Source organism: Hymenobacter seoulensis (assembly GCF_054780535.1).
In genome coordinates this window covers 74,849-98,005 of record NZ_BAAGWD010000006.1, presented here as the reverse complement: position 1 = coordinate 98,005, position 23,157 = coordinate 74,849, and the positions used below count along the sequence as shown (strand labels likewise).

General features: G+C 60.6%; 11 protein-coding genes. All 11 read left to right on the top strand.

The window, feature by feature from the left end:
• Positions 1–606 precede the first annotated feature (606 nt).
• The 11 genes from ACYVHC_RS19295 (at position 607) to ACYVHC_RS19245 (ending at position 23,156) form a co-directional block, all read left to right on the top strand.
• Entirely contained in the window at positions 607–3,510 is a 2,904-nt protein-coding gene (locus ACYVHC_RS19295; RefSeq protein WP_460615440.1) for a hybrid sensor histidine kinase/response regulator, read from the top strand.
• Between the two features lie 335 nt (positions 3,511–3,845).
• A complete protein-coding gene (locus ACYVHC_RS19290) occupies positions 3,846–7,859 on the top strand; it encodes a T9SS type B sorting domain-containing protein (protein ID WP_460615439.1) in 4,014 nt (1,337 codons plus the stop codon).
• 79 nt (positions 7,860–7,938) lie between these two features.
• On the top strand, positions 7,939–8,907 hold the full coding sequence (locus ACYVHC_RS19285) for a PorP/SprF family type IX secretion system membrane protein (protein WP_460615438.1): 969 nt from the start codon (positions 7,939–7,941) through the stop codon (positions 8,905–8,907).
• Positions 8,908–9,433: 526 nt separating this feature from the next.
• The gene (locus tag ACYVHC_RS19280; protein WP_460615437.1) at positions 9,434–10,522 is read left to right on the top strand and encodes an efflux RND transporter periplasmic adaptor subunit; all 1,089 of its coding nucleotides are present in this window, start codon (positions 9,434–9,436) and stop codon (positions 10,520–10,522) included.
• Positions 10,523–10,556: 34 nt separating this feature from the next.
• Positions 10,557–13,745, top strand: a complete 3,189-nt coding sequence (locus ACYVHC_RS19275; protein WP_460615436.1) for an efflux RND transporter permease subunit — start codon at positions 10,557–10,559, stop codon at positions 13,743–13,745.
• Positions 13,738–15,180 (top strand): TolC family protein, encoded by a 1,443-nt coding sequence (locus tag ACYVHC_RS19270; RefSeq protein WP_460615435.1) that lies wholly within the window; start codon positions 13,738–13,740, stop codon positions 15,178–15,180. The genes ACYVHC_RS19275 and ACYVHC_RS19270 overlap by 8 nt, the downstream gene beginning before the upstream one ends.
• A 408-nt stretch (positions 15,181–15,588) precedes the next feature.
• Positions 15,589–18,444: a substrate-binding domain-containing protein gene (locus ACYVHC_RS19265; protein WP_460615434.1), complete on the top strand. Its 2,856-nt coding sequence runs from the start codon at positions 15,589–15,591 to the stop codon at positions 18,442–18,444.
• Positions 18,445–18,636: 192 nt separating this feature from the next.
• Complete coding sequence (locus ACYVHC_RS19260) at positions 18,637–19,521, top strand: sugar phosphate isomerase/epimerase family protein (protein WP_460615433.1); 885 nt, start codon at positions 18,637–18,639, stop codon at positions 19,519–19,521.
• Between the two features lie 56 nt (positions 19,522–19,577).
• On the top strand, positions 19,578–21,254 hold the full coding sequence (locus tag ACYVHC_RS19255; protein WP_460615432.1) for a GMC family oxidoreductase: 1,677 nt from the start codon (positions 19,578–19,580) through the stop codon (positions 21,252–21,254).
• 12 nt (positions 21,255–21,266) lie between these two features.
• Positions 21,267–21,866 carry a gluconate 2-dehydrogenase subunit 3 family protein gene (locus ACYVHC_RS19250; RefSeq protein WP_460615431.1) on the top strand — a complete coding sequence of 200 codons (600 nt, stop codon included), beginning with the start codon at positions 21,267–21,269 and terminating at the stop codon, positions 21,864–21,866.
• A gap of 138 nt (positions 21,867–22,004) precedes the next feature.
• On the top strand, positions 22,005–23,156 hold the full coding sequence (locus tag ACYVHC_RS19245) for a Gfo/Idh/MocA family protein (RefSeq protein ID WP_460615430.1): 1,152 nt from the start codon (positions 22,005–22,007) through the stop codon (positions 23,154–23,156).
• Position 23,157: the final 1 nt, after the last annotated feature.

Here is a 23,157-nt window from a genome sequence, read left to right as displayed (position 1 = left end):
CGGTTTCTGAAAGCTGTTTTGCTTTTCCAGCCCCTCCGTGCTTCAGCTGGCTTTCGCGCGGTCGAAGCAGGACGTGCTGACGTGTTAGGATTGCCTTCAACCAGGAGGCAGCAACACTTCATTCGAAACTTTTACCTAGCGCCCCAATAACTAGCCCATTGGCTTTGAAAGCGCTGTTTTCGAACGGAGCTTATGGTTTTGGAAGCTCAGAACCGAAAGCCGGATCGAGAAGAAAAAAGTGCTCCCCTAAGCTAAGCGGGCCCTAGCAAAATAGAAATGACAAACGTCACCTAATCACCTGATGGTTATCACACTCTACTGACAGCAGTCATTTCTTAGGTCGGCCATCATCCGAAAAGCGAATAATAAGAAACCAGGCCTACCCGGCGGGGGGCCTAGTGGAATATAAATTTTGCAAGGCTTAAAAGTGGTACCTTACGTGGCTATCAGCAGGCTAGCGGTTATGCTAACCACCACTGTTTTGCATTAAAGCAATAGAACTATGCCGTTGACGCGCTCTGCGACCGGCTTTCCTTTCCCCATCAGGGCCCAGGCCTATTCCCCCTTACACCACGCCCGCCGGAAGGCGGCTGGTTTCTTGTCCCCATGAAGGAAAGTGAAAAGCAGTACCAACCCGCACCCCTAGCCGGCCCGGATATCATCATTACGCTAAGCGAGCAGGGCCACATTACGGCGGCCAATGCCGCGGCGCTTATCTTACTGGGCGAGGAATCCGCCGCGGGGCGGGGCACCGATTTCTTTACCTTCTTCACCGAGTCGGACCTGGTGCGCACCGCCTTCCGGGAGGTCGTGGTCCAGGGCTCCGGCAGCAGTGGCCCGTTTGCGTTTCGCCACCCTACTGGCCGCCTAAGCCAAGTACTCCTGGAGGGTCGCGCGCACCCAGCCACTTTGGAATCAGGACTGGAGGTAGTGCTAACTGTGCGGGAAGTAACGGAGAAAAACTGGGCCACGGAGCTGGGCCTGGCGCACAAAGAGCTGGCGTTTCAAAACGACGAGAAGGAAAAGCGCGCTGACGAACTCAGCATCGCCAACGAAGAGCTGGCCTTCCAGAACGACGAGAAGGAAAAACGCGCCCAGGAGCTGAGCGTTGCCAACACCGAATTGGCCTTCCAGAACGACGAAAAAGAGAAGCGCGCCCAGGAGCTCATTATCGCGAACCGGGAGCTGGCGTTCCAGAACGACGAAAAAGAGAAACGAGCCGCCGAGCTCAGCATTGCCAACAAAGAACTGGCCTTCCAGAATCATGAAAAGGAACAACGGGCCCAGGAGCTAATCATAGCGAATGCCGAGCTGGCCTTTCAGAATGACGAAAAGGAAAAGCGGGCCCAGGAATTAAGCATTGCCAACATTGAGCTGGCCTTCCAGAATGATGAAAAGGAAAAGCGGGCGGCTGAGCTGGTGCTGGCCAACAAGGAGCTGGCCTTTCAGAACGACGAGAAAGTAAAGCGGGCGGCGGAATTGCGGGTGGCCAACTACGCCCGGGGCCTGATTGAGGCCAGCCGCGACCCGCTGGTTACGATTAGTCCGGAGGGGAAAATTACGGACATGAACCAGGCCACAATCAACATCACCGGCCTGGACCGCGCCCAGCTGATAGGCTCCGACTTCTTCGTGTACTTCACCGATCCGCAGATGGCGCGCGAGGTGTACCAGGAGGTATTTGCCAAGGGCACCGTGGCCGACTCCCCGCTTACCCTGCGCCACAAAGACGGCAAGCTAACCGACGTGCTCTTCAATGGCTCGGTGTACAAGAATGACGAGGGCCGGGTGCTGGGCGTGGTGATTGTAGCCCGGGACGTAACCGACCAGAAGCGCATTGCCACTGAGCTTATTGAGGCGCGGTTTGCGGCCGAGCGAGCTGCCGTGTTGGCCGTGGAAGCCCAGGCCAAAGCGGAAAGCGCGACGGGCATTGCTGAAAACGCGGTAAAAGCCAAGCAGCAGTTTCTTAGCAACATGAGCCACGAAATCCGGACGCCCATGAATGCCATCATCGGCTTTACCAAGGTCGTACTCAAAACCGAGCTAACCGATAAGCAGCGGGAATACCTGACGGCCATCAAGCTGAGCGGTGACACGCTGATTGTGCTGATCAACGATATTCTGGATCTGGCCAAGGTAGATGCGGGCAAGATGACCTTTGAGCAGATTCCCTTCAAGCTCTCGGCGTCGGTATCGGCCATGGTGCACTTGTTTGAAACCAAGATCCGGGAGAAAAACCTGGCGCTGATCATGGAGTACGACGCCAAAATTCCGGAGGTATTGGTCGGTGACCCGGTGCGCCTGCACCAGATCATTCTTAACCTGGTGAGCAATGCCGTCAAGTTTACCAGCGAAGGCTCCATTACGGTGGGTGTGCGCATGCTGGTGCAGGACGCGGAAAAAGTGATACTGGAGTTTTCGGTGACCGATACCGGTATCGGCATTGAGGAAGCCAAGCTGAGCACCGTGTTCGATGATTTTCAGCAGGCCACCAGCGGCACCAGCCGCTTGTACGGCGGCACGGGTCTGGGCCTGGCCATTGTCAAAAACCTGGTGGAACCCCAGGGGGGCACCATCCACGTGAAGAGCTGGGAGGGCGTGGGGTCCACCTTCAGCTTTATCCTGAGCTTTGGCAAGACCACTGAAAAAGCCGACGCTGAAACCGGGCTGACTATCGAGCTGGAAACCGGCTTTCAGGATGTCCGCATTCTGGTGGTGGAAGACATTGCCCTCAACCAGTTGCTGATGAAAACGCTGCTGGAGGACTTTGGCTTTGCCATGGACGTAGCGGCCAACGGAAAAATTGCGCTCGAGAAGCTGCGCACTTCCCATTATGATATTGTGCTCATGGACTTGCAGATGCCCGTCATGAATGGGTTTGAAGCCACGGAATACATCCGGCATGAGCTTCAGCTGAAAGTGCCCATCATTGCCCTGACCGCCGATGTTACAACGGTGGACGTGGAGAAATGCAAAGCCGTGGGCATGAATGACTACATCTCCAAGCCCATCGACGACAAGCTGCTCTACAGCAAAATCATCAAGTACCTCAAACAAGCCACCCTGGACCAGCAACTGGTTCCGGTGGAAGCCCCAGCCCTTCCCTTTGCGCCGCAAACCTGCGTCAACTTCGATTACCTGAAGCGCATCACCAAGAGCGAGGCCCGGATGGCCGAAATGATTGGCCTTTACCTGCAGGAAATTCCGCAGCTGGTGCAGACCATGAAGCAGGCTATTGCCGAAAAGGACTGGCTAAGCCTGAAACGGGCCACTCACTCCATCATTCCCACCTTTGCCACCATGGGCATGGATCCCGAGTTCGAGGACATCACCAAATCCATCCAGAGCATGGCCGTTAACCTGGTTTCACTCGGCGACGGGGCTAGCCCGGAAACCATGGCCACCCTGCTGTCCTTGTTTTCTAAAATTGAAGCCGGCTGCGCCCTGGCAGCCCGGGAGCTGGAGGCCAAACTTGCTATGCTCACCCATCGCGCCGGGGTGGGCGCCTAGGTAGTGCCGGGAAGTAAACCCGAAACCTAACTGGATGAAGTAGGTGAGCAGGTGACCGGTAAGGCCGATTTTCACGTCAAATTACGTTAAACAACGGTTGAGCTCTGAATGCGGGCCGGCTTAAGTTCTCCTGAGACGGGGAACTTGGGCCGGCCCGTAGCACTATTCAGGTACTTCATTGTAAAAACTTAGCTAACAGTGTGTAGCTTTAGTGGAACCGGTTGAGTGCTTTTGCAGCAGAATTAAATCAACTGGTTCCGTTCCTTCCGGTCGGCGCAAGGTGCTTTCTGTTTCGGAGTACCCGCTGATCTGTCCGCCCGCTTACCTATCTCCCTATGCCCGCCGAGCTAGCGCATCCTACCCTGCCTGTTATCAGCCACCCACCACTGCCCGGCCTGCGGTCTGGTGCCCTCCGCCCTCAGCCTGGGGGCTGGCGGCAAGCCGGAGCCGCCTGGCTACTGACGCTGCTGGTACTGCTGACCGGAGCCATTACCTCCGCCCAGGCCCAGGGAACACCGCCCCCGGAGTGCAGCCAGGACGAGAAGTTCATCAACACCTGGTATTTCGGTTTCAAGGCAGGTCTGGACTTTAACCAGGCCACCGACTCGATAAAGCCCACCGTGCTGACGGACGGGCAGATGGATGCGCCCGCCGGCTCCGGGGTGATGTCGGATGCCAATGGCAGCCTGCTTTTTTATAGCAATGGCGAAACCGTCTGGAACCGGGACCATAACATCATGCCTAACGGCACCGGTATGGGCGGTAATCGCCTTACTACCGATGGTCCCCTAGCCATTAAGAAACCCGGCATTGTGCAGCCGGGGGGCGAGCGGCGGTACTATCTTTTTACCCAGGATGCGCAGGGTGGCCCCAAGGGCCTAAGCTATTCGGAGATTGTTATCCCGGCCGGGTCTGACCTGGGCGACGTGGTAGCAGCCACCAAAAACAAGCCCCTGGCCAAGGGCACGACGGAGAAGATGACTGGCGTATTTCACAAAAACGGCTGCGACATCTGGGTTATCGTGCACGGGTGGGGCACGGCAACGTCGGGCTTCGACAACCGCGGGGACGCTTTTCTGGCTTACCGCGTGCGGACCACCGGCGTGGATGAAACACCGATAATCTCGAAGGTTGGAAAGCTCCATGCCCCTAGCGTGGCGGCCCAGGGCTTTAAAGGGCAAATGAAGGTATCACCCGATGGCCAGCAGCTGGCGGTAGCCCGCTACAGCGACACGCCCGGGGACAGCGCCAGCACGGTGGAGCTCTTTGCTTTTGATCCTGAAACAGGTATAGTGAGTAATCCCCGCGTGGTGGATGCCAAGGCCGGACGCTATTATGGGGTAGAGTTTTCACCCAGCCGCTCTAAGCTCTACGCTACGGTGCTGGATCCGCCTCAGCTGCTGCAGTTTACTATTGATACCACCGATATTCCCGCCAGCAAGAAGGTTATTCCGCTTAAGCAGACGGCCAAGCTGGGTTCTATGCAGGCGGCCCCCGATGGCAAGATTTACGTGGCCCGCGACCAACAGCCGGCCCTGGGCTTTATTTCCTACCCCGACTCCATAGGAGCCGCCATTGGCTTTGCTGAGGATAGCCTCCTGCTGGAAACTGGCCGCCGGAGCGGCCTGGGACTACCGAACTTCAACCAAAGCTCTCTGGTCAGAACGGGCTTTACCGCACAGTCTACTGGTTGCCTGCAGATAACCTTTACGGCCCCGCCGGCGAATTACAGTCCCCAGACCTACCTCTGGAGTTTTGGCGACGGCACTACCTCAACCCAGCAAAACCCGGTACACACCTTCCCTACGGCCCGCGAATACACGGTTAAGCTGCGCATCAGCACGGATTGCTTTTGCCGGGAAGCCACGTTCCTGGTACCCGTACCCGGGGCCCCTACCCCGGGCGGAATTGCCGGCAACCAAACCCTGTGCGCGGGGGCGACGCCCGCTCCGCTTTCCAGCACTGCCCCGGCCGGCGCCGGCACCGGGGAATTCACTTACCAGTGGCAGTCTTCCCGCAACAACTCTACCTGGACCGACATTGGCGGCGCCAACGACCTAGTGTATGCCCCCGGCGTCCTACCTACGGGCATCACGTACTTCCGCCGCCTGGTTACGTCGGGCTTCTGCGCCCCCCGCACCCCTACAACTTCGGTGGCCATTACGGTGCTGCCCGCCGTTACAACCGGCTCCATTGCAGCCAACCAAACGGTTTGCGTAGGCAATACCCCGGCCCCGCTGACCAGTGTTGCTCCTGCTACTGGCGGCACGGGCACATTCGTTTACCAGTGGGAGTCCTCCGTGGACAACATTACCTGGACTCCTATCTCGGGTGCTAACGCTGCCACGTACGCACCCCGTGCCCTGACAGTCACCACCTTGTTCCGGCGTCAGGTCCGCTCGGGCACCTGTCCGGCTCCTCCCTCCAATACCGTAACGATAACGGTGGTACCGGCCGTAACCGCGGGCAGCATTGCCGCCAGCCAAGCTTTGTGCGCGGGCGCAACGGCCGCACCCCTAACCAGCGAAACACCCGCTACCGGTGGCACGGGCAGTTTCTCGTATCAATGGGAATCGTCCCCGAACAACTCCACCTGGACCGCCATTGCTGGGGCTACGGGGCCAAACTACTCCCCTGGCCGCCTCACGGCTACTACCTCCTTCCGCCGTCGGGTGACCTCGGGCAGCGCCTGCGCCCCGGCCGTTTCCAACGTGGTCACCATTACCGTTACCCCGGCGTTAACGGCCGGCACCATTGGCGCCCCGCAAGCCTTGTGCTTGGGGGCTACACCCACTCGCCTGACCAGCACCGCCGCCCCTACGGGTGGTACGGGCAGCTACACCTACCTTTGGGAGTCGAGCCCCAATAACTCTACATGGACGCCACTTGCCGGCGCCACCGGCGCTACCTATCAGCCTGGCCCCCTTACGGCTACTACCTATTACCGTCGCCAGGTGAGTTCTGGTCCGTGCGGGCCGATAGCCTCGCCCTCAGTTGCTGTAACCGTGCTGCCAACCTTGCGGGCGGGCACCATTGCGGCCAACCAGGATATCTGCGCCGGCACAACCCCGAACCCTCTCACCAGCAGCAGCTTGGCATCCGGCGGCACGGGCACGTTTGCGTACCAGTGGGAGTCATCTACTGATAATATTTCCTGGCGGGCTATCAGTGGGGCCACGAGCGCCACCTACACCCCGGGGTCACTGACAGCCACTACGTATTATCGACGCCGGGTAACCTCGGGTACCGGTACCTGCGCCACGGAAGTCTCCAACGTAGTTACCATTCAGGTTCGGCCCGTGGTTACCCCTAGTGTAACGCTGGCTGCGCCGCCGGTGCAGTGCGCTGGCACGCCCCTGACCTTTACGGCCGTGCCTACCAACGCGGGCCCCGCCCCCACTTTCCGGTGGCTAGTGAATAATGTAGCCGTAGCTACCGGTCCCACCTTTACCAGCAGCACCCTGGCAACCGGGGATGTAGTGAAGGTGGAAGTCACGCCCACGGCGGGGCTGTGCAGCGCCCGACCGGCCGAAGCTTCAGTTACCGTTACGCGCACGCCTACGCCGGCACCTACCCTGTCCATCAACGTGCAGCCCGGCGGACCCGTGTGCCCGGGCGACCCGCTGACCTTCAGCCTCACCAACGTAACCAACCCCGGCCCCACGCCCGCTTACCAGTGGCTGGTAAACGGCAACCCGGTGGCGGGAGCTACCAACCCGGTTTTCACCAGCACCACCCTGCGCGAGGGCCAAGTGGTAACCCTGCGCCTGCGCACTACCAATGTCTGCGGCCAGGCCGTGACGGCCGTTTCCAACCCCATAACGGCGCGCATCCTGCCGCCCGTTGATGTAAATGCGGGCCCGGACAAGGAAATTCTGGCCGGCACTTCCGTGGTGCTGGAGGGCCAGGCCGACGGCACCTACCCTGTCACCTGGACCCCGGCCACGGGGCTGGTAATTTCTCCTAATGACCCGCTGCGGCCGGTGGCCTCGCCTCTTGTTACCACCACCTACACCCTCTCGGGCGGGGCAGGGGGCTGCGCCGACTCGGATCAGGTGACGGTAACAGTGCGCCCCCCGATTCGGATTCCCAACGCCTTTACTCCCAACGGCGATGGACGCGACGACACCTGGCAGATCGAGTTTATTGAGCAGTTCCCCGACAACACCGTGAGCGTGTTTAACCGCTGGGGCAACCGCATCTTCTCGGTTAACGGCTACAACCGAAGCAATGAGTGGAAGGGCGACATCAACGGGCAGCCCGCCCCGGTGGGCACCTACTACTACGTCGTCGTTACGAAAGGTCCCCTGGGCAAGTCCTACAGCGGGTCGATTACCATTCTATACTAGTCATTAGCCGCCCCAGTGCTCGCTAGCCAAAGATGAACTATCACCCACGGTTAGCTCGATCCTTAAGCCAATTCCTGCCATGACGCGAGCTTTAATTTTACTTCTGCTACCTCTGCTGCTGGCGGCCGCGCCGGCCCGGGCCCAGCAGCAGGCGCAGTACAGCCAGTACATGAACAACAACTACATTCTCAACCCGGGCACGACGGGGGTCGAGGATTATATTGATATCAAGACCAGCTACCGGACCCAGTGGACGGGCCTGGAAGGCGCGCCTAAAACGTATTATATCAGCGCCAGCTCTTCGCTGGGCAAGTGGCGCACGACCAGCAAGCGCACCCTGCGCGACCGCCGCCGGCCCTTTCACGCCATCGGGGGCCTCGTGTACAATGACATGACGGGGCCTACCTCCCGCAAAGGCGCCTACCTTTCTTACGCCTACAACCTGGTGCTGAGACCCGACCTGCGGCTGGCCCTGGGGGCGTCGGCGGGCATGCAGCAGTTTGCCGTGGACGGGCAGATGCTGCGGTTTTTCGACCAGACGACGGTAGCGGCCAGCGATGCCTCCCGGGTGCCGGATGCCACCGTTGGGCTGTGGTTGTACAGCTCCCGGTTTTACCTCGGGGTGTCGGGAGCCCAGCTACTGGGCAACAAGCTCAACTTCTCTTATGGCCCCGCCCAGCTGGCCGATGGGGCCGGCAACTACCTGAAGCGGCACTACTTTGCCACGGGCGGGGTGCGCCTCCAGCTCAATGACGACTGGTCCCTGGTGCCCTCGGTGCTGGTCAAGGCCGTCGACCCGGCCCCGCTTTCTCTGGACCTAAACGCCAAGCTGAAGTACCAGGATTTGCTGTGGTTTGGCGTGTCGTGGCGGGCCTTTGACTCAGCGGTGGCCCTGGTTGGCCTGAGCTACGAGCAGTTTACCCTGGGCTACTCTTACGATGCGGGCCTTTCCGGGCTTTCCGGCTACCACGGCGGCAGCCACGAAGTGCTGCTGGGCTTGCGCCTCAAAAAGAAAACGCAAGTGGTATGCACCAACCGCTTCTGGTAGCGGGCCCACCCATTCGGCCTAACTCCGCAGATTAGTCTGAAGCGTACCCTAGCCCTATTCCGGGCGCAAACCGCCTCAGTTGCCTACTTTACCCTCTCACTGCTCAGACGCCGACCGACGTCTGAGCAGTGGTGTTTTATGCCCTCTGTGTCCCACATCTTGCCGCTGGCGTTCGGGCAGTAATGAGGCTGCAATGGCCAAATAGAACGCCGGACACTTTGGTCTGTAAACCGGGGTAGCGCCCTAACAACTTGCCTAAATTTTCCGGCCAACGTCTGGGTCAGGAAAGGGGTGCTCTGACCCGGACGCACGATACTTTACTAGGGTGCTGAAGTAACTAAACCCCAATACTTAAGTGGGGCGGCACCATGGGTGGGCGGATAGCGGGCCGGCGCCGGCGGCATTCACCAAATATTCATGTTCGGGGTGCGTGCTTCGCTGCCGCATTGGGCCTAGTGATTCGCAAAGAAGTGCTTCCGGTCCTTGGTTCCACTTACCATTTCCAAGTATCACCGTCCTCGTTCTGATGAAAAGAACCTCCCTGTTCTTGCTTACCCTGGTTGGCGGCCTGTACTGCGGTACGAGCTGCTCCACCAAAAAAGCGGAAAAAGAAGCTAAGGTTACCTACTTGGTAACCAGTCCTTTGCAAAAGGACACGGCCATCACCAAAGAGTACGTCGCCCAGATTCACTCCATTCAGCACATCGAGCTGCGGGCCCTGGAAAAAGGCTACCTCCAGCAGATTTTCGTGGACGAAGGGCAAACGGTGAAGAAAGGGCAGCTGATGTTTCAGATTATGCCCCTGCTCTACCAGGCCGAGTTGAAAAAATCAGAAGCCGAGGCCAAGTTCGTGAGCATTGAGTACCGCAACACCAAGCAGCTGGCCGACAAAAACGTGGTGTCGCCCAACGAGCTGGCGCTGGCGGAAGCCAAGCTCGATAAGGCCAAGGCCGAAGTAGCCCTGGCGCAAACCCACCTGGGCTTTACCACTATTCGGGCGCCGTTCAGCGGGATTATGGACCACTTTCAGGGCCGGTTGGGCTCTTTGGTAGATGAGGGCGACCTGCTGACCACGCTTTCCGACAACAGCCGGATGTGGGTGTACTTCAACGTGCCCGAGGCCGAGTACCTGGCTTACAAAACCCACGTGCAGGCCAAGAGCTCGGTGAACGTGGGCCTGCGCATGGCCAACAACGAGGTGTTTGCCCACCCCGGCGTGGTGCAAACCATTGAGGCCGACTTCAACAACGAAACCGGCAACATCGCCTTCCGGGCCACCTTCCCCAACCCCGAGGGGCTGCTGCGCAACGGCGAGACCGGCAGCGTGCTGATGAGCGTGCCCCTGAAAAATGCCCTGATCATTCCACAGAAAGCCACCTTCGAGGTGCTGGAAAAGAAGTTTGTGTACGTGGTGGATGACAAGAAAAAGGTACACCAGCGCGAAGTAACCGTGGCCGCCGAAATGCCCGACCTCTACATCATTTCCGGGGGCCTGCAGGCCGGCGACAAAATCCTGCTGGAAGGCATCCGCAAGGTCAAGGACGGCGAAAAGATCCAGTTCCAGTACCAGGCGCCTACCTCGGTTATCTCCCATTTGAAGGTGTACTCCGAGTAGCCCGCGGGCTTTCATCGCTACGAACCGATACCTCATGTTCAGTAAATTTCTTCGCCGGCCCGTGCTGGCCATCGTCATCTCGGTGGTCATCCTTTTCCTAGGCATGCTGGCCATCAATACCCTGCCCACCTCCCAGTTTCCGGAGATTTCGCCGCCCATGGTGATGGTGAGCACCGCTTACCCCGGCGCCAGCGCCAAAGTGCTTACTGAGTCCGTGCTGATTCCGCTGGAGCAGGCCATCAACGGCGTGCCCGGCATGAAGTACATGACCTCCGACGCCGTGTCGGCCGGGGAAGCCAACATTCAGATTGTCTTTAACCTGGGCACCGACCCCGAGCAGGCCGTGGTGAACGTGAACACGCGCATTGCCCAGATCCTGAACCGCTTGCCGGTGCTCGTGCAGCGGGAAGGGGTAGTGGTAAACCGCGTGGTGCCCAACATGCTCATGTATGTAAACCTCTACAGCAAAGACAAGAATACCGATATGCGGTACCTCTTCAACTTTGCCGGGGTAAACATGCTGCCCGAAATCCAGCGCATCGACGGAATTGGGCGGGCCAGCATCCTGGGTTCCCGGCAGTACGCCATGCGCGTATGGCTGAAGCCCGACCGCATGCGGGCCTACAACCTGTCGGTGGACGACGTAATGGAAGCCCTCAACGACCAGAGCGTAATCGGTTCGCCGGGCCGCATCGGCCGCTCCGATGGCAAGGAGGCCTCCGCGCTGGAGTACGTGCTCACCTACAAGGGCCGCTTCAATGATGTGGAGGAGTACAAGAACGTCATCATCAAGGCCAACGCCAACGGGGAAACCCTCCGCCTCAAGGATGTAGCCAACGTGGAGCTGGGCTCGGAATTTTACGACATCTACTCCAACCTCGACGGCTACCCTTCGGCGGCCATCATGCTCAAGCAAACCTACGGCTCCAACGCCGTGGAGGTAATCAAGAGCGTGAAAGCCAAGCTGGAAGAGCTGAAGAAGACGATGCCCCCCGGCATGGACTACAAAATCAGCTACGACGTCTCGAACTTCCTGGACGCCTCCACCGAGAACGTGATTCATACCCTGCGCGACGCCTTTATTCTAGTAGCCATCGTGGTGTTCCTGTTCCTGGGCGACTGGCGCTCGACGCTGATACCGATTATTGCCGTGCCGGTGTCGCTGGTGGGCGCCTTTATCGCCATGCAGGCCTTCGGGATGACCATCAACATGATTACCCTGTTTGCCCTGGTGCTGGCCATCGGTATTGTGGTCGACGACGCCATTGTGGTGGTGGAAGCGGTGCACGCCAAGATGGAGGAAAAGCACCTCTCGCCGTACGGGGCCGTGCGCGAGGTAGTAGGCGAAATCAGCGGGGCCATCATCGCCATTACCATCCTGATGACGGCCGTGTTCGTGCCAGTGGCCTTCATGAGCGGTCCGGTGGGCATTTTCTACCGGCAGTTCTCCATCACCATGGCTTCCAGCATTGTGATTTCGGGTATCGTGGCCCTGACCCTGACGCCGGTGCTCTGCGCCATGATCTTGAAGAACACCCACGGCCAGCCCCGCAAGAAAACGCCCATTAACCGCTTTATCGACTGGTTTAACCGCGGCTTTGAGCGCCTGACCGGTCACTACGTGGGCTTCCTGGAAAAAGTAGTGGACCGCCGCGTGCTCACCTTCCTGATTCTGATGGGCTTCGGGCTGGGCATCTTCGGCATCTCCACTACCCTGCCCTCGGGTTTTATCCCCGCCGAGGACCAGGGCATGCTCTACGCCATTATCCAGACCCCGCCCGGCTCCACCCTGGAGCGCACCAATGCCCTGTCGCAGCAGCTGTCCAAGCTGGCCAAGGAAGTGCCCGGGGTGGAAAGCATTTCCTCGCTGGCTGGCTACGAGGTGCTGACGGAAGGGCGCGGTTCCAACGCCGGCACCCTGCTCATTGACCTGAAACCCTGGGCCAAGCGCAAGCAGTCCATTCATGAAATTGTAGAAGGCCTGGAGGAAAAAGCCAAGGAAATTCCCGGTGCGACCATCGAGTTCTTTGAGCCGCCGGCAGTACCCGGCTACGGGGCCGCGGGTGGTTTCCAATTGCAGCTGCTCGATAAAACCTCCACCGGCGACTACAAAGCCCTGGAAAAGGTAAACGATGAGTTCATGGCCGAGTTGAAAAAGCGCCAGGAGCTCAGCGGGTTGTTCACCTTCTTCTCGGCCAACTACCCCCAGTACGAGCTGCAGATTGATAACCAGCTGGCCATGCAGAAGGGCGTGAGCATTGGCAACGCCATGAACACGCTCTCCATCATGGTGGGCTCTACCTACGAGTTGGGCTTTATCAAGTACCAGCGCTTCTTCAAGGTGTTTGTGCAGGCCTCCCCCGAGTACCGCCGCTTGCCCCAGGACGTGCTGGATATGTGGGTGAAAAACGATAAGGGCGAAATGGTACCGTTTTCGGCCTTTATGAAGATTGTGAAGGGCCAGGGCGCCAACGAAATCAACCGCTACAACATGTACCCCACGGCCTCCATCCGCGGCGATGCGGCCCCGGGCTTTAGCTCCGGCGAGGCTATCAAGGCGGTGCAGGAGGTGGCGGCCAAAACCCTACCGAGGGGCTACGACATCGACTGGGGCGGCCTCTCGAAAGACGAGGTAAGCCGCGGCAACGAGGCCATCTACATCTTCCTGGTGGTGATTGTGTTCGTGTACTTGGTGCTGGCGGCCCAGTACGAAAGCTTCCTGCTGCCCCTGGCCGTTATCCTGTCCCTGCCGGCCGGCATCTTCGGCTCCTTCCTGCTCATCAAAGGCATGGGACTGGCTAACAACATCTACGCCCAGGTGGGCCTCGTGATGCTGGTGGGCCTGCTCGGCAAAAACGCGGTGCTGATTGTGGAGTTTGCCGTGCAGAAGCACGAGGAGGGTATGTCCGTCCGCAAGGCCGCCATTGAAGGCGCCAAGGTGCGTTTCCGACCCATCCTGATGACCTCGTTTGCCTTTATTGCGGGGTTGATTCCGCTGGTACTGGCCCACGGTGCGGGCGCCATCGGCAACCGCACCATTGGCACCTCCGCGTTGGGCGGCATGCTGTTCGGCACCGTGTTCGGGGTCATCATCGTGCCGGGCCTCTACTACATTTTTGGTTCCCTGGCCGCCGGCCGCCAGCTGATCGGGGACGAAAACGAGCACCCCCTGTCGGAGTTCGAGCCCCACGTTTTAGTTGAAGAAGTTGAGATTCATGCGTAACCTACCCCTCACCAAATGCCTGGGCGCGGCCCTGCTGGCCCTGGCCGCCGCGGCCTGCACCACCCCGGGGCAGGTGGCCCGCCAGGAAAGCCGCCGGGTGCCGGTCAGCTACTCCGTAGCTGCGACCGCCCAGGACACTACCAGCTCCGCCCGCCTACGCTGGAAGGAGTTTTTCACTGATCCGACCCTAGTCGCCCTTATTGATACGGCCCTGCTTAACAACCAGGAGCTGAATATCGCGCGTCAGGAAATCCAGATTGCCCGCAATGAGGTGCAAATCCGCAAGGGCGAGTACCTGCCCTTTGTCGGGCTGGGGGCCAAAGCCGAGGTGGAACGCCCCGGCCGCTACACCCTGCAGGGGGCCACGGAGGAAAGCGTTCAGATTCAGCCCGATCAGCGCACGCCCAACCCCCTGCCCAACTACCAGTTGGGGGCCGTGGCCAGCTGGGAGGTGGACATCTGGCACAAGTTGCGCAATGCCCGGGCCGCCGCCGCCAACCGCTACCTGGCCACGGTGGAAGGTCGGAACTTCACGGTTACCAACCTGATTGCTGAAATTGCCACCTCCTATTACGAGCTGCTGGGCCTGGATAACCAGCTGGCTATCACCCGCCAGAACATCGAGCTGCAAACCAATGCGTTAGAGCTGGTGCGCCTGCAGAAGGAATCGGCGAGAGCCACCGAGCTGGCCGTACAGCGCTTTGAGGCCCAAGTACATACCACCCGCAGCCTCCAGTACAACATTCAGCAGCGCATCGTGGAAACCGAAAACCGGCTAAACGTGCTGGTGGGCCGCTACCCGCGGCCCATTGTCCGCAACGATGCCTTGTTTAACAGCCTGGTGACCCGCACGATGCAAGCCGGCATTCCGGCTCAGCTGCTGCAGAACCGGCCCGATATCCGGCAGGCAGAGCAGCGGCTGGCGGCGGCCAAGCTGGATGTGCAGGTGGCCCGCGCCAACTTCTATCCGGCGCTGCGCCTAACCGGGGGGGCGGGGTTTGGGGCCTTTAAGCCCGGCCTGCTGTTTACTACCCCCGAATCAATGCTGTACTCCCTGGCCGGAGACTTAGCCGCCCCGCTGGTAAACCGCAACGGCATTAAGGCTGTGTTTGGCAGCACCAACGCCCTGCAGACCCAGGCCGTGTACCAGTATGAGCGGACGGTGCTCAACGCCTACGTGGAAGTAGCCAATCAGCTGGCCAGCATCAGCAACCTGGAAAAAAGCTACGCGGAAAAAGAAAAGGCGGTGCAGGCGCTAAATCAGTCCAGCACCATTTCCAGCAGCCTGTTCCGCTCGGCCCGCGCCGACTACACGGAAGTGCTCTTCACCCAGCGCGATGCCCTGGAAGCTAAGTTTGACTTGATTGAAACCAGAATGCAGCAGTTTAATGCCACCGTCAATATGTACCGGGCCCTGGGTGGGGGCTGGCGGTAGCCCAAGTCAGCGGACCTAGGAGCCGCTCAATTAAAGAGTACCGGCCGGGGTGGCCGGGGCAGAAGTGGGGATTTCCCCGCTCCTACCCCGGCCACCCCGGCTGAGTATAGGGCCGGTCTTCGGGCCGCACGTACCGGTTGCCGGTTTCAGTCCGTAGCACGGCTAGCTCTGATGTAGAAGCCGGGCTGTCCGCTTTGCCTTGGCCCTTTATCAATGGGTGTATGTGCAAGGGGAAAGCCACCAAGCTGCCTGGCTTCCGGGACCCTAGCGTTCGTACACCGTAACAAGAGTTAAGCGGGGGCTCTGGGCGAGGGAGCCAGGCTATAAATGCGGAGCACTAAGCTTTTCGTTTATATTTGGCAGGATGGGGGCCAGGCCCTCGTGGTACCCGGACTTACTGTTATCCTTGTGCGCTATCAGGCTTTCCTTACGCGACTAGTGTGGCTGCTGGTCCTGCTACTGACATCTTGCGCTCCGGAACAAACGCCAGCCTATCGGATTGGCTTTTCCCAGAGTGTAAGTCAGGGCGACTGGCGGCGGGCCATGCTGGCCGGTATGGAGCGGGAGCTGGCGTTTCATCCGGAAGTAGCGTTTCTGCGGCGGGACGCGCAAAGCAGCAGCGAGCGGCAGCAACAGCAGATTCGGGAGCTGATTCAGGCCCCAGTTGATGTGCTTATTATCGCCCCGAACGAGGAGCACGCCCTGAATCCGGCCCTGGAAGAAGCCTACCGGCGCGGCATTCCGGTGATTGTGCTGGACCGCCGCCCTACCTCGGTGCACTACGCGGCCTACGTGGGGGGCGATAATACCCAGGTGGGCGTGACCGCGGCGCGCTATGCGGCGCAACTACTCGGGCAGCGCGGCACTGTGGTGGAGATAACCGGCTCTGCCTCCTCCGTCAGCCGGGAGCGGCACCAGGGCTTTGCCCAGGGGCTGCAGGCGTTTCCGGGCCTGCGCCTGGCGGCGGAAATTCCCGGCGACTGGGGCACGGCTACCCTGCAGGCCCCGCTCACCGCGCTGCTGGAGGCAAACGCGGAGGTTGACTTGATTTTTGCGCATAGCGACCTGATGGCCCTGGGAGCCTCGGAGGTGTGCCGGCGGCTGGGTCGCCCGGACATTAAAATCATGGGCGTAGATGGGCTGGCCGGGCCGGGCAATGGCCTGGAGATGGTGCAGCAGGGCCGCAGTACGGCTTCCTTGTTTTATTCCCCAGGAGGTGAAGAAGCTATTCGGGTCGCCCTGCGCATCCTTCATCACCAGGCGTATGAGCGGGAAAACATTCTGGGCACCATCGTCATCGACTCCACCAACGTGCTGACCCTGCAGCAGCAGGCCGCCAAGCTCACCAGCCAGCAGGATGGCATTCAGCAGCAGCAACAGCTTCTGCGCACCCTGCAAACTACGTACGCCAGTCAGCGCACCGTGCTCTACGGCCTGGTGCTGACGCTGCTGGCCGCCCTGGGGCTGGGAGCCAGCGCCTGGCGGGCGGCCCGCTCCAACCGGCGCATCAACCAGGAGCTGGCCCGGCAAAACGCCGCCAACGATACCATCAACCAGGAGCTGACCCGCCAGAACCAGGCCAACGATATCATCAACCGCCAGCTCAGCGCCCAGAATGAGGAAATCAGGGCCCAGCGCAACCAGATTGCCGAGCTGGCCGAGCAGGCCCGCAAGGAAACCGAGGCCAAACTGCGGTTTTTCACCAACTTCTCCCACGAGCTGCGCACGCCCCTGACCCTGATTCTGGGGCCCGTAGAGGAGCTGCTGCGCGGCGACAACAGTACTGGACTGCTGCCCGCCCAGCGCCACGAGCTAGGCCTGGTGCGCCGCAATACCCAGCGGCTGCTGCAGCTGGTGAACCAGCTGCTGGACTTCCGCAAAATTGAAGTGGGCAAGATGGCCGTGCAGGCGCGGGAGGATGATTTGGTGGCCTTTGTGCGGGAGCTGGTGGAAACCTTCGAGCCAGCCGCCCGGGTGCAGGGGGTTGCCCTGCATTTTCGGGCCGCTCAGCCTACCCTGCCGGGCTGGTTTGACCGGAACGTGCTGGACAAGGTATTTCTGAACCTGCTCTCCAACGCCTTGAAGTACACCCCCGCCGGGGGGCAGATTACCGTCAGCGTGCAGCTGGGGGAAGATAAGCGCTGGGGCCTGGTGCAGGTTGCTGATACCGGGCGCGGCATCCGGGCCCAGGACTCGCCGCATATTTTTGAATGGTTTTACCAGGGCGAGCAGCCCGCGACGGCTAAGGGCTCCGGGATGGGGTTGGCCCTGGCCCAGGGGCTAGTGCGCCTGCACCAGGGCCAGCTGACGTTTCGCAGCCAGGAGGGCCAGGGCAGCACCTTTACCGTCAGCTTACCCCGGGAAGTACCGCCGAAGCTGCGCACCACCTCGGCCGCGCCAGTGGCCCTGGCCCTAAGTGAGTTGCCCGGGGTAGTTGAGGAACCGGTCGGCGACCGCGCCGCCGAGGAGCCCCACCCGCCCCTGGTGCTGGTTATTGAAGACCACGCCGAAGTAAACGAGTTTGTGGCCCACAAGCTGCGCCCGCACTTCCGGGTAGCAACGGCCCTGGACGGCAGCTCGGGCCTGCAGCTGGCGCTGGAGCGCATCCCGGACCTAATTATCTGCGACGTGATGATGCCCGGCCTCACGGGCCTGGAAGTGGCCACCCGGCTGCGGGCTGACTGGCGCACCTCCCATATTCCCCTGATTCTGCTGACGGCCCGCACCACCACGGAGCAGCAGCTGGAGGGCGTGCAGGCCGGGGCCGACGTGTACCTGACCAAGCCCTTCAGCCCGTTGCTGCTGCTGGAAAGCGTCCGGACCCTACTCGCGAACCGGGCGCGGCAGCAGGAGCATTTTCGGCGGGAGCTGGTGGCCCCCCCTACTCCTACTCCTGAGGCTGCTTCCACTCCCCCTGCTCCCGACCCCGACCGCAGCTTTGTGGAGGCCCTGACGGCCCAGATCCTATCGGATTTAACCCGAACGGACCTGACGGTGGAGGAGCTGGCCCAAGCCCTGGGCTTTTCCCGAACTCAGCTCTACCGCAAGGTGAAAGCCGTGCTCGGCTCCAGCGTCACGGACTTTGTACAGCAGGTGCGCCTAGGGAAAGCCCGGGAGCTGCTGCTGGATGAAACCCTGACCATCACGGCCATTGCCTACGAAGTGGGCTATACGTCGCACTCCTACTTTTCCAACAGCTTCAAAGCCCGCTACCAGGTGTCGCCTTCCGAGTTCCGGGCCCGTCGTCACGTTAAACCGGTTTAAAAGAACTGGCGGCCCAGGGTAGAAAAACTGACAGCTTGGCTACTAAATCCGTTTTTATTTATAACATAGCTGCTTGATAAACAATAGCTTATTAGTTTTTACAAGCCTTGGGCCGAGACTGCGCAAATTCTGCATAAGTGCCGGGCCGGGTCCGCCGAGCTTTGACTACCTATCCACTTGCTCCCAATCCGTATGCATTCCCGCCGAACCTTCGTTAAGTCTGCCGCCCTGCTCTCGGCCGGCGTTTTGCTCCACCCCGACCTGCTCGCGGCTTCCCCCCGCTACATCGGCCTGCAGCTGTACACCGTGCGGGAGGCCATGGCCAAGGACCCCGCCGGCACCCTGGCCAAAGTGGCCCGCCTGGGCTACAACTCGCTGGAAGGCGCTACCTACACGGGCACCCAGAAGTTCTACGGCATGACGCCGGCTGCCTTTGCGGCCTTGCTCAAGCAAAACAACCTGATCATGCCCAGCAGCCACTACATGTTAGGGGAGCAGCAAAACGACGGTAAGCCCACGGCCGGCACCATCCTGCACGGCTGGGACCAAGCCGTCGATGATGCGGCGCGGGTGGGCATCAAGTACATGGTGTGCGCCTACTTGTTTGAGGGCGAGCGGGGCAACCTCGACCACTACAAGCTACTGGCCGAGCGCCTGAACAAAGCCGGGGAACGGTGTAAGAAGGCCGGCATTCAGATGTGCTACCACAACCACGACTTTGAGTTTGCCAATCTGGAAGGCCAGCAGCCCCTGCAGCTGCTGCTGAAGGAAACCGACCCCGCGCTGGTGAAGATGGAGCTGGATCTGTACTGGGCCACCAAGGCCGGGCACGACCCGGTGGCGCTGTTCAAGCAGCACCCCGGCCGGTTCCCGCTCTGGCACGTCAAGGACATGGACCGGACGCCCCAGCGCAACTTCACCGAAGTCGGCAACGGCAGCATCGACTTCAAGCGCATCTTCGCCCAGGCCAAGCTCGCGGGCCTGAAGTACTTTTTTGTGGAGCAAGACCAAACCCCGGGCTCTCCTTTCGACAGCATCCAGCAGAGCATAGCGCACATTAAGCGCAACTTGGTGTAGCCGGCCCCCGCGCCCCTACCCTTAACTGATCCGTACCCCTATCCCACCTTTTAGTTATGGAAAAGTACACCTATGACGCCATCGTCATTGGGTCCGGCATTTCGGGCGGCATGGCTGCCAAGGAGCTGACCGAGAAAGGCCTCAAAACCATTATGCTGGAGCGCGGCCGCAACGTCGAGCACATCAAGGACTACGTCAACGCCAACACCAACCCCTGGGAGATGCCCCACCGGGGCGGCAAAACCCAGCAGATGATTGCCGACTACCCGGTGCTCAGCCGCGACTACACCCTGAACGAAAGCAACCTGGCCTTTTGGGTTAATGAGAAAGAAAGCCCCTACGTGGAAGTCAAGCCCTTCGACTGGTTTCGGGGCTACCAGGTGGGCGGACGCTCCCTGATGTGGGGCCGGCAGTCGTACCGGCTCAGCGACCTGGACTTTGAGGCCAACGCCAAGGACGGCATTGCCGTGGACTGGCCCATCCGGTACAAGGATCTGGCTCCCTGGTACAGCCACGCGGAAAAGTTTGCCGGCATCAGCGGCAACCGCGACGGCATTCCCCACCTGCCGGATGGCGACTTTATGCCGCCCATGGAGATGAACTGCGTGGAAAAGGATGTGGCGGCCCGCATCAAAAAGAACTATAAAAACCGCCACATGGTGATTGGGCGCACGGCCAACATCACCAAGCCCCACAACAACCGCATCAACTGCCAGTACCGCAACAAGTGCTGGCTGGGCTGCCCCTTCGGGTCGTACTTCAGCACGCAGTCGGCTACCCTGCCGGCCGCCGTGGCCACCGGCAACCTGACCCTGCGCCCGTTTTCCATCGTCACCAAAATCCTCTACGACAAGGATACCAAGCGGGCCAAAGGGGTGGAGGTGCTGGATGCGGAAACCAACCAAACCTACGAGTACTTCGCCAAGGTTATCTTTTTGAACGCCTCCACCCTGAACTCGGCCTGGGTGCTGATGAACTCCGCTACCGACGTGTGGCCGGGGGGCCTGGGCAGCAGCAGCGGGGAGCTGGGCCACAACCTGATGGACCACCACTTCCGGGTAGGCGCTCACGGCGAAATGCCAGGCTACGAGGACAAGTACGTGTACGGCCGCCGGGCCAATGGCATCTACGTGCCGCGCTTCCGCAATATGTTCGGCGACAAGCGCGACTACATCCGGGGCTTTGGCTACCAGGGTGGGGCCGGCCGGGAAGGCTGGAGCCGCGATGTGGCCGAGATGAACATCGGCGGGGACTACAAGGATGCCCTCACTGAGCCCGGCAACTGGACCATGAACCTGACCGGCTTCGGGGAAACGCTACCCTACCACGACAACCGAACCTTCCTGGACCCCAACAAAAAAGACAAGTGGGGCCTGCCGGTGCTGGCCCTGGATGCCAGCATCCGCGACAACGAGCAGAAGATGCGCATCGATATGATGCAGGATGCCCAGGAAATGCTGGAAAAAGCGGGCCTGCAGAACGTAAAGACCTACAACAACGGCTACGCCATGGGCGGCGGCATCCACGAGATGGGCACGGCCCGCATGGGCCGGGACCCGAAAACCTCGGTGCTGAACAAGCACAACCAGGTGTGGGATGCTCCCAACGTGTACGTAACCGATGGCTCCTGCATGACCTCGGCCGCCTGCCAGAACCCCTCCCTGACCTACATGGCCCTGACGGCCCGCGCCGTTGATCATGCGGTAAGCGAAGTAAACAAGCAAAACATCTAACCCCTGCTACCGATGAACAGAAGAGATGCACTCTCCCGGGTGGCCCTGCTGATGGGCGGCGCCGTAATCGGGGGCGACTTTTTCCTGACGAGCTGCTCTTCGCCCAGCGAGGACAAAAAAACGAAAGCGCCCGCCGCTAAAAAAACAGAGCCCCCGTTTCTGAGCGCCGACCAGGTGGCCTACCTCAACGAAGTAGGAGACACCATTTTGCCCGCTACGAACACGCCGGGCGCCAAGCTGGCCGACGTGGGAAGCTTTATGTCCGTGATGGTCCGGGACTGCTACAAGCCGGCAGATCAGCAGATCTTCCGGCAGGGGCTTACCAAGCTGGAGCAGGCTAGCGAAAAAACCTACCGAAAAGGCTTCCTGGCCCTGGATTCCGCCCAGCGCACGGCCCTGCTCACCACCCTGGACACGGAGCAGAAAAACTACGCTAAAACCAAAACCCCGGAGGCGCCCAACCATTACTTCCGGATGATAAAGGAGTTGACGCTGCTGGGCTTTTTCACCTCCGAAGTCGGGGCCACCAAGGCTTTGCGCTACCTGCCCGTGCCGGGCAAGTACGAGGGCTGCGTGCCCTACAAAAAAGGCGACCGGGCCTGGGCTACCTAGCGTTGACAGGTGCCAAGTGAGAGTTGCCGGGGAGCAAACAAACTTCTACCTAGCAAGCAGTAACGCCCCACCCGCACCTCTCCCTTGGCACTAAGCAACCCCAGGCTGGCAACAACAAACCCACCAACGGAACAACGCATGAAATTACGACTGGGCATGATCGGGGGCGGGCAGGGCGCCTTTATTGGCGGCGTGCACCGCATGGCCGCCGCCCTCGATGGCCTCTATGAACTAACTGCCGGAGCCTTCAGCAGCAGCCCCGAAACGTCGCGGGCCACCGGGCAACAGCTCGGGCTGGCTCCTGAGCGGGTGTACAGCTCCTACCCCGAGCTGCTGGCCAGGGAAGCCCGGCAGCCGGCGGCCGAGCGCATGCAGGTAGTGGCCATTGTTACGCCCAACCACCTGCACTTTGCCCCGGCCAAGCTGGCCCTGGAAAGTGGCTTCCACGTGATTCTGGACAAGCCCATGACCTTTTCCCTGGCCGAAGCCCGGGAGTTAGCGGCGGTAGTGGCCGCCACGGGCCGTAAGTTGTGCCTGACCCACACCTACACGGGCTACCCCATGCTGAAGGAAGCGCGCCACTTAGTGGCCAGCGGAGCCCTCGGCACGGTGCGCAAAGTGTACGTCGAATACCCCCAGGGCTGGCTCAGCACATTTGAGGAAGGCGGCCCTAACAAACAGGCGGCCTGGCGCACTGACCCGGCCCGCAGCGGGGCCGCCGGCGCCATGGGCGACATTGGTACCCACGCCTTCAACCTGCTCGAATACGTCAGCGGCCTGTCCGTCAGTCAGCTTTGCGCCGACGTGAACACGGTAGTGCCGGGCCGGCAGCTCGACGACGACGGGGCCGTGCTCCTGCGCCTGGGCAACGGCGCCAGCGGGGTGCTGGTGGCTACCCAAGTGGCGGCCGGGGAAGAAAACAACCTGCGGCTGCGTCTCTACGGCGACCTAGGCGGGCTGGACTGGCAGCAGGCCGACGCCAATACGCTGCTGGTCAAGTGGCTTAACCGCCCCACCGAAATCCGGCGCACCGGGGCCCCCTACCTGAGTGCCGCCGCCCGCCACAACAGCCGCATTCCGGCCGGCCACCCCGAGGGCTACCTCGAGGCCTTTGCCAACCTGTACCGCAACTTTGCCCTTACCCTGCAAGCGGAGCTTACCGGCGAGCCCGCCCCACCCGAAGCCCAGGATTACCCCGGCATTGAGGAAGGCTTGCGAGGGATGGCCTTTATTGAAAACGTGATTGCCTCCGGCCGCTCCGAGCAGAAGTGGACTGAGTTTACCCTATAGC

What these genes read in the sequence shown, in the direction of transcription:
- ACYVHC_RS19245 (WP_460615430.1), top strand. Translation starts at nt 22,005, where the DNA reads ATGAAATTACGACTGGGCATGATCGGGGGCGGGCAGGGCGCCTTTATT.
- ACYVHC_RS19290 (WP_460615439.1), top strand. Translation starts at nt 3,846, where the DNA reads ATGCCCGCCGAGCTAGCGCATCCTACCCTGCCTGTTATCAGCCACCCA.
- ACYVHC_RS19260 (WP_460615433.1), top strand. Translation starts at nt 18,637, where the DNA reads ATGCATTCCCGCCGAACCTTCGTTAAGTCTGCCGCCCTGCTCTCGGCC.
- ACYVHC_RS19285 (WP_460615438.1), top strand. Translation starts at nt 7,939, where the DNA reads ATGACGCGAGCTTTAATTTTACTTCTGCTACCTCTGCTGCTGGCGGCC.
- ACYVHC_RS19250 (WP_460615431.1), top strand. Translation starts at nt 21,267, where the DNA reads ATGAACAGAAGAGATGCACTCTCCCGGGTGGCCCTGCTGATGGGCGGC.
- ACYVHC_RS19295 (WP_460615440.1), top strand. Translation starts at nt 607, where the DNA reads ATGAAGGAAAGTGAAAAGCAGTACCAACCCGCACCCCTAGCCGGCCCG.
- ACYVHC_RS19275 (WP_460615436.1), top strand. Translation starts at nt 10,557, where the DNA reads ATGTTCAGTAAATTTCTTCGCCGGCCCGTGCTGGCCATCGTCATCTCG.
- ACYVHC_RS19255 (WP_460615432.1), top strand. Translation starts at nt 19,578, where the DNA reads ATGGAAAAGTACACCTATGACGCCATCGTCATTGGGTCCGGCATTTCG.
- ACYVHC_RS19280 (WP_460615437.1), top strand. Translation starts at nt 9,434, where the DNA reads ATGAAAAGAACCTCCCTGTTCTTGCTTACCCTGGTTGGCGGCCTGTAC.
- ACYVHC_RS19270 (WP_460615435.1), top strand. Translation starts at nt 13,738, where the DNA reads ATGCGTAACCTACCCCTCACCAAATGCCTGGGCGCGGCCCTGCTGGCC.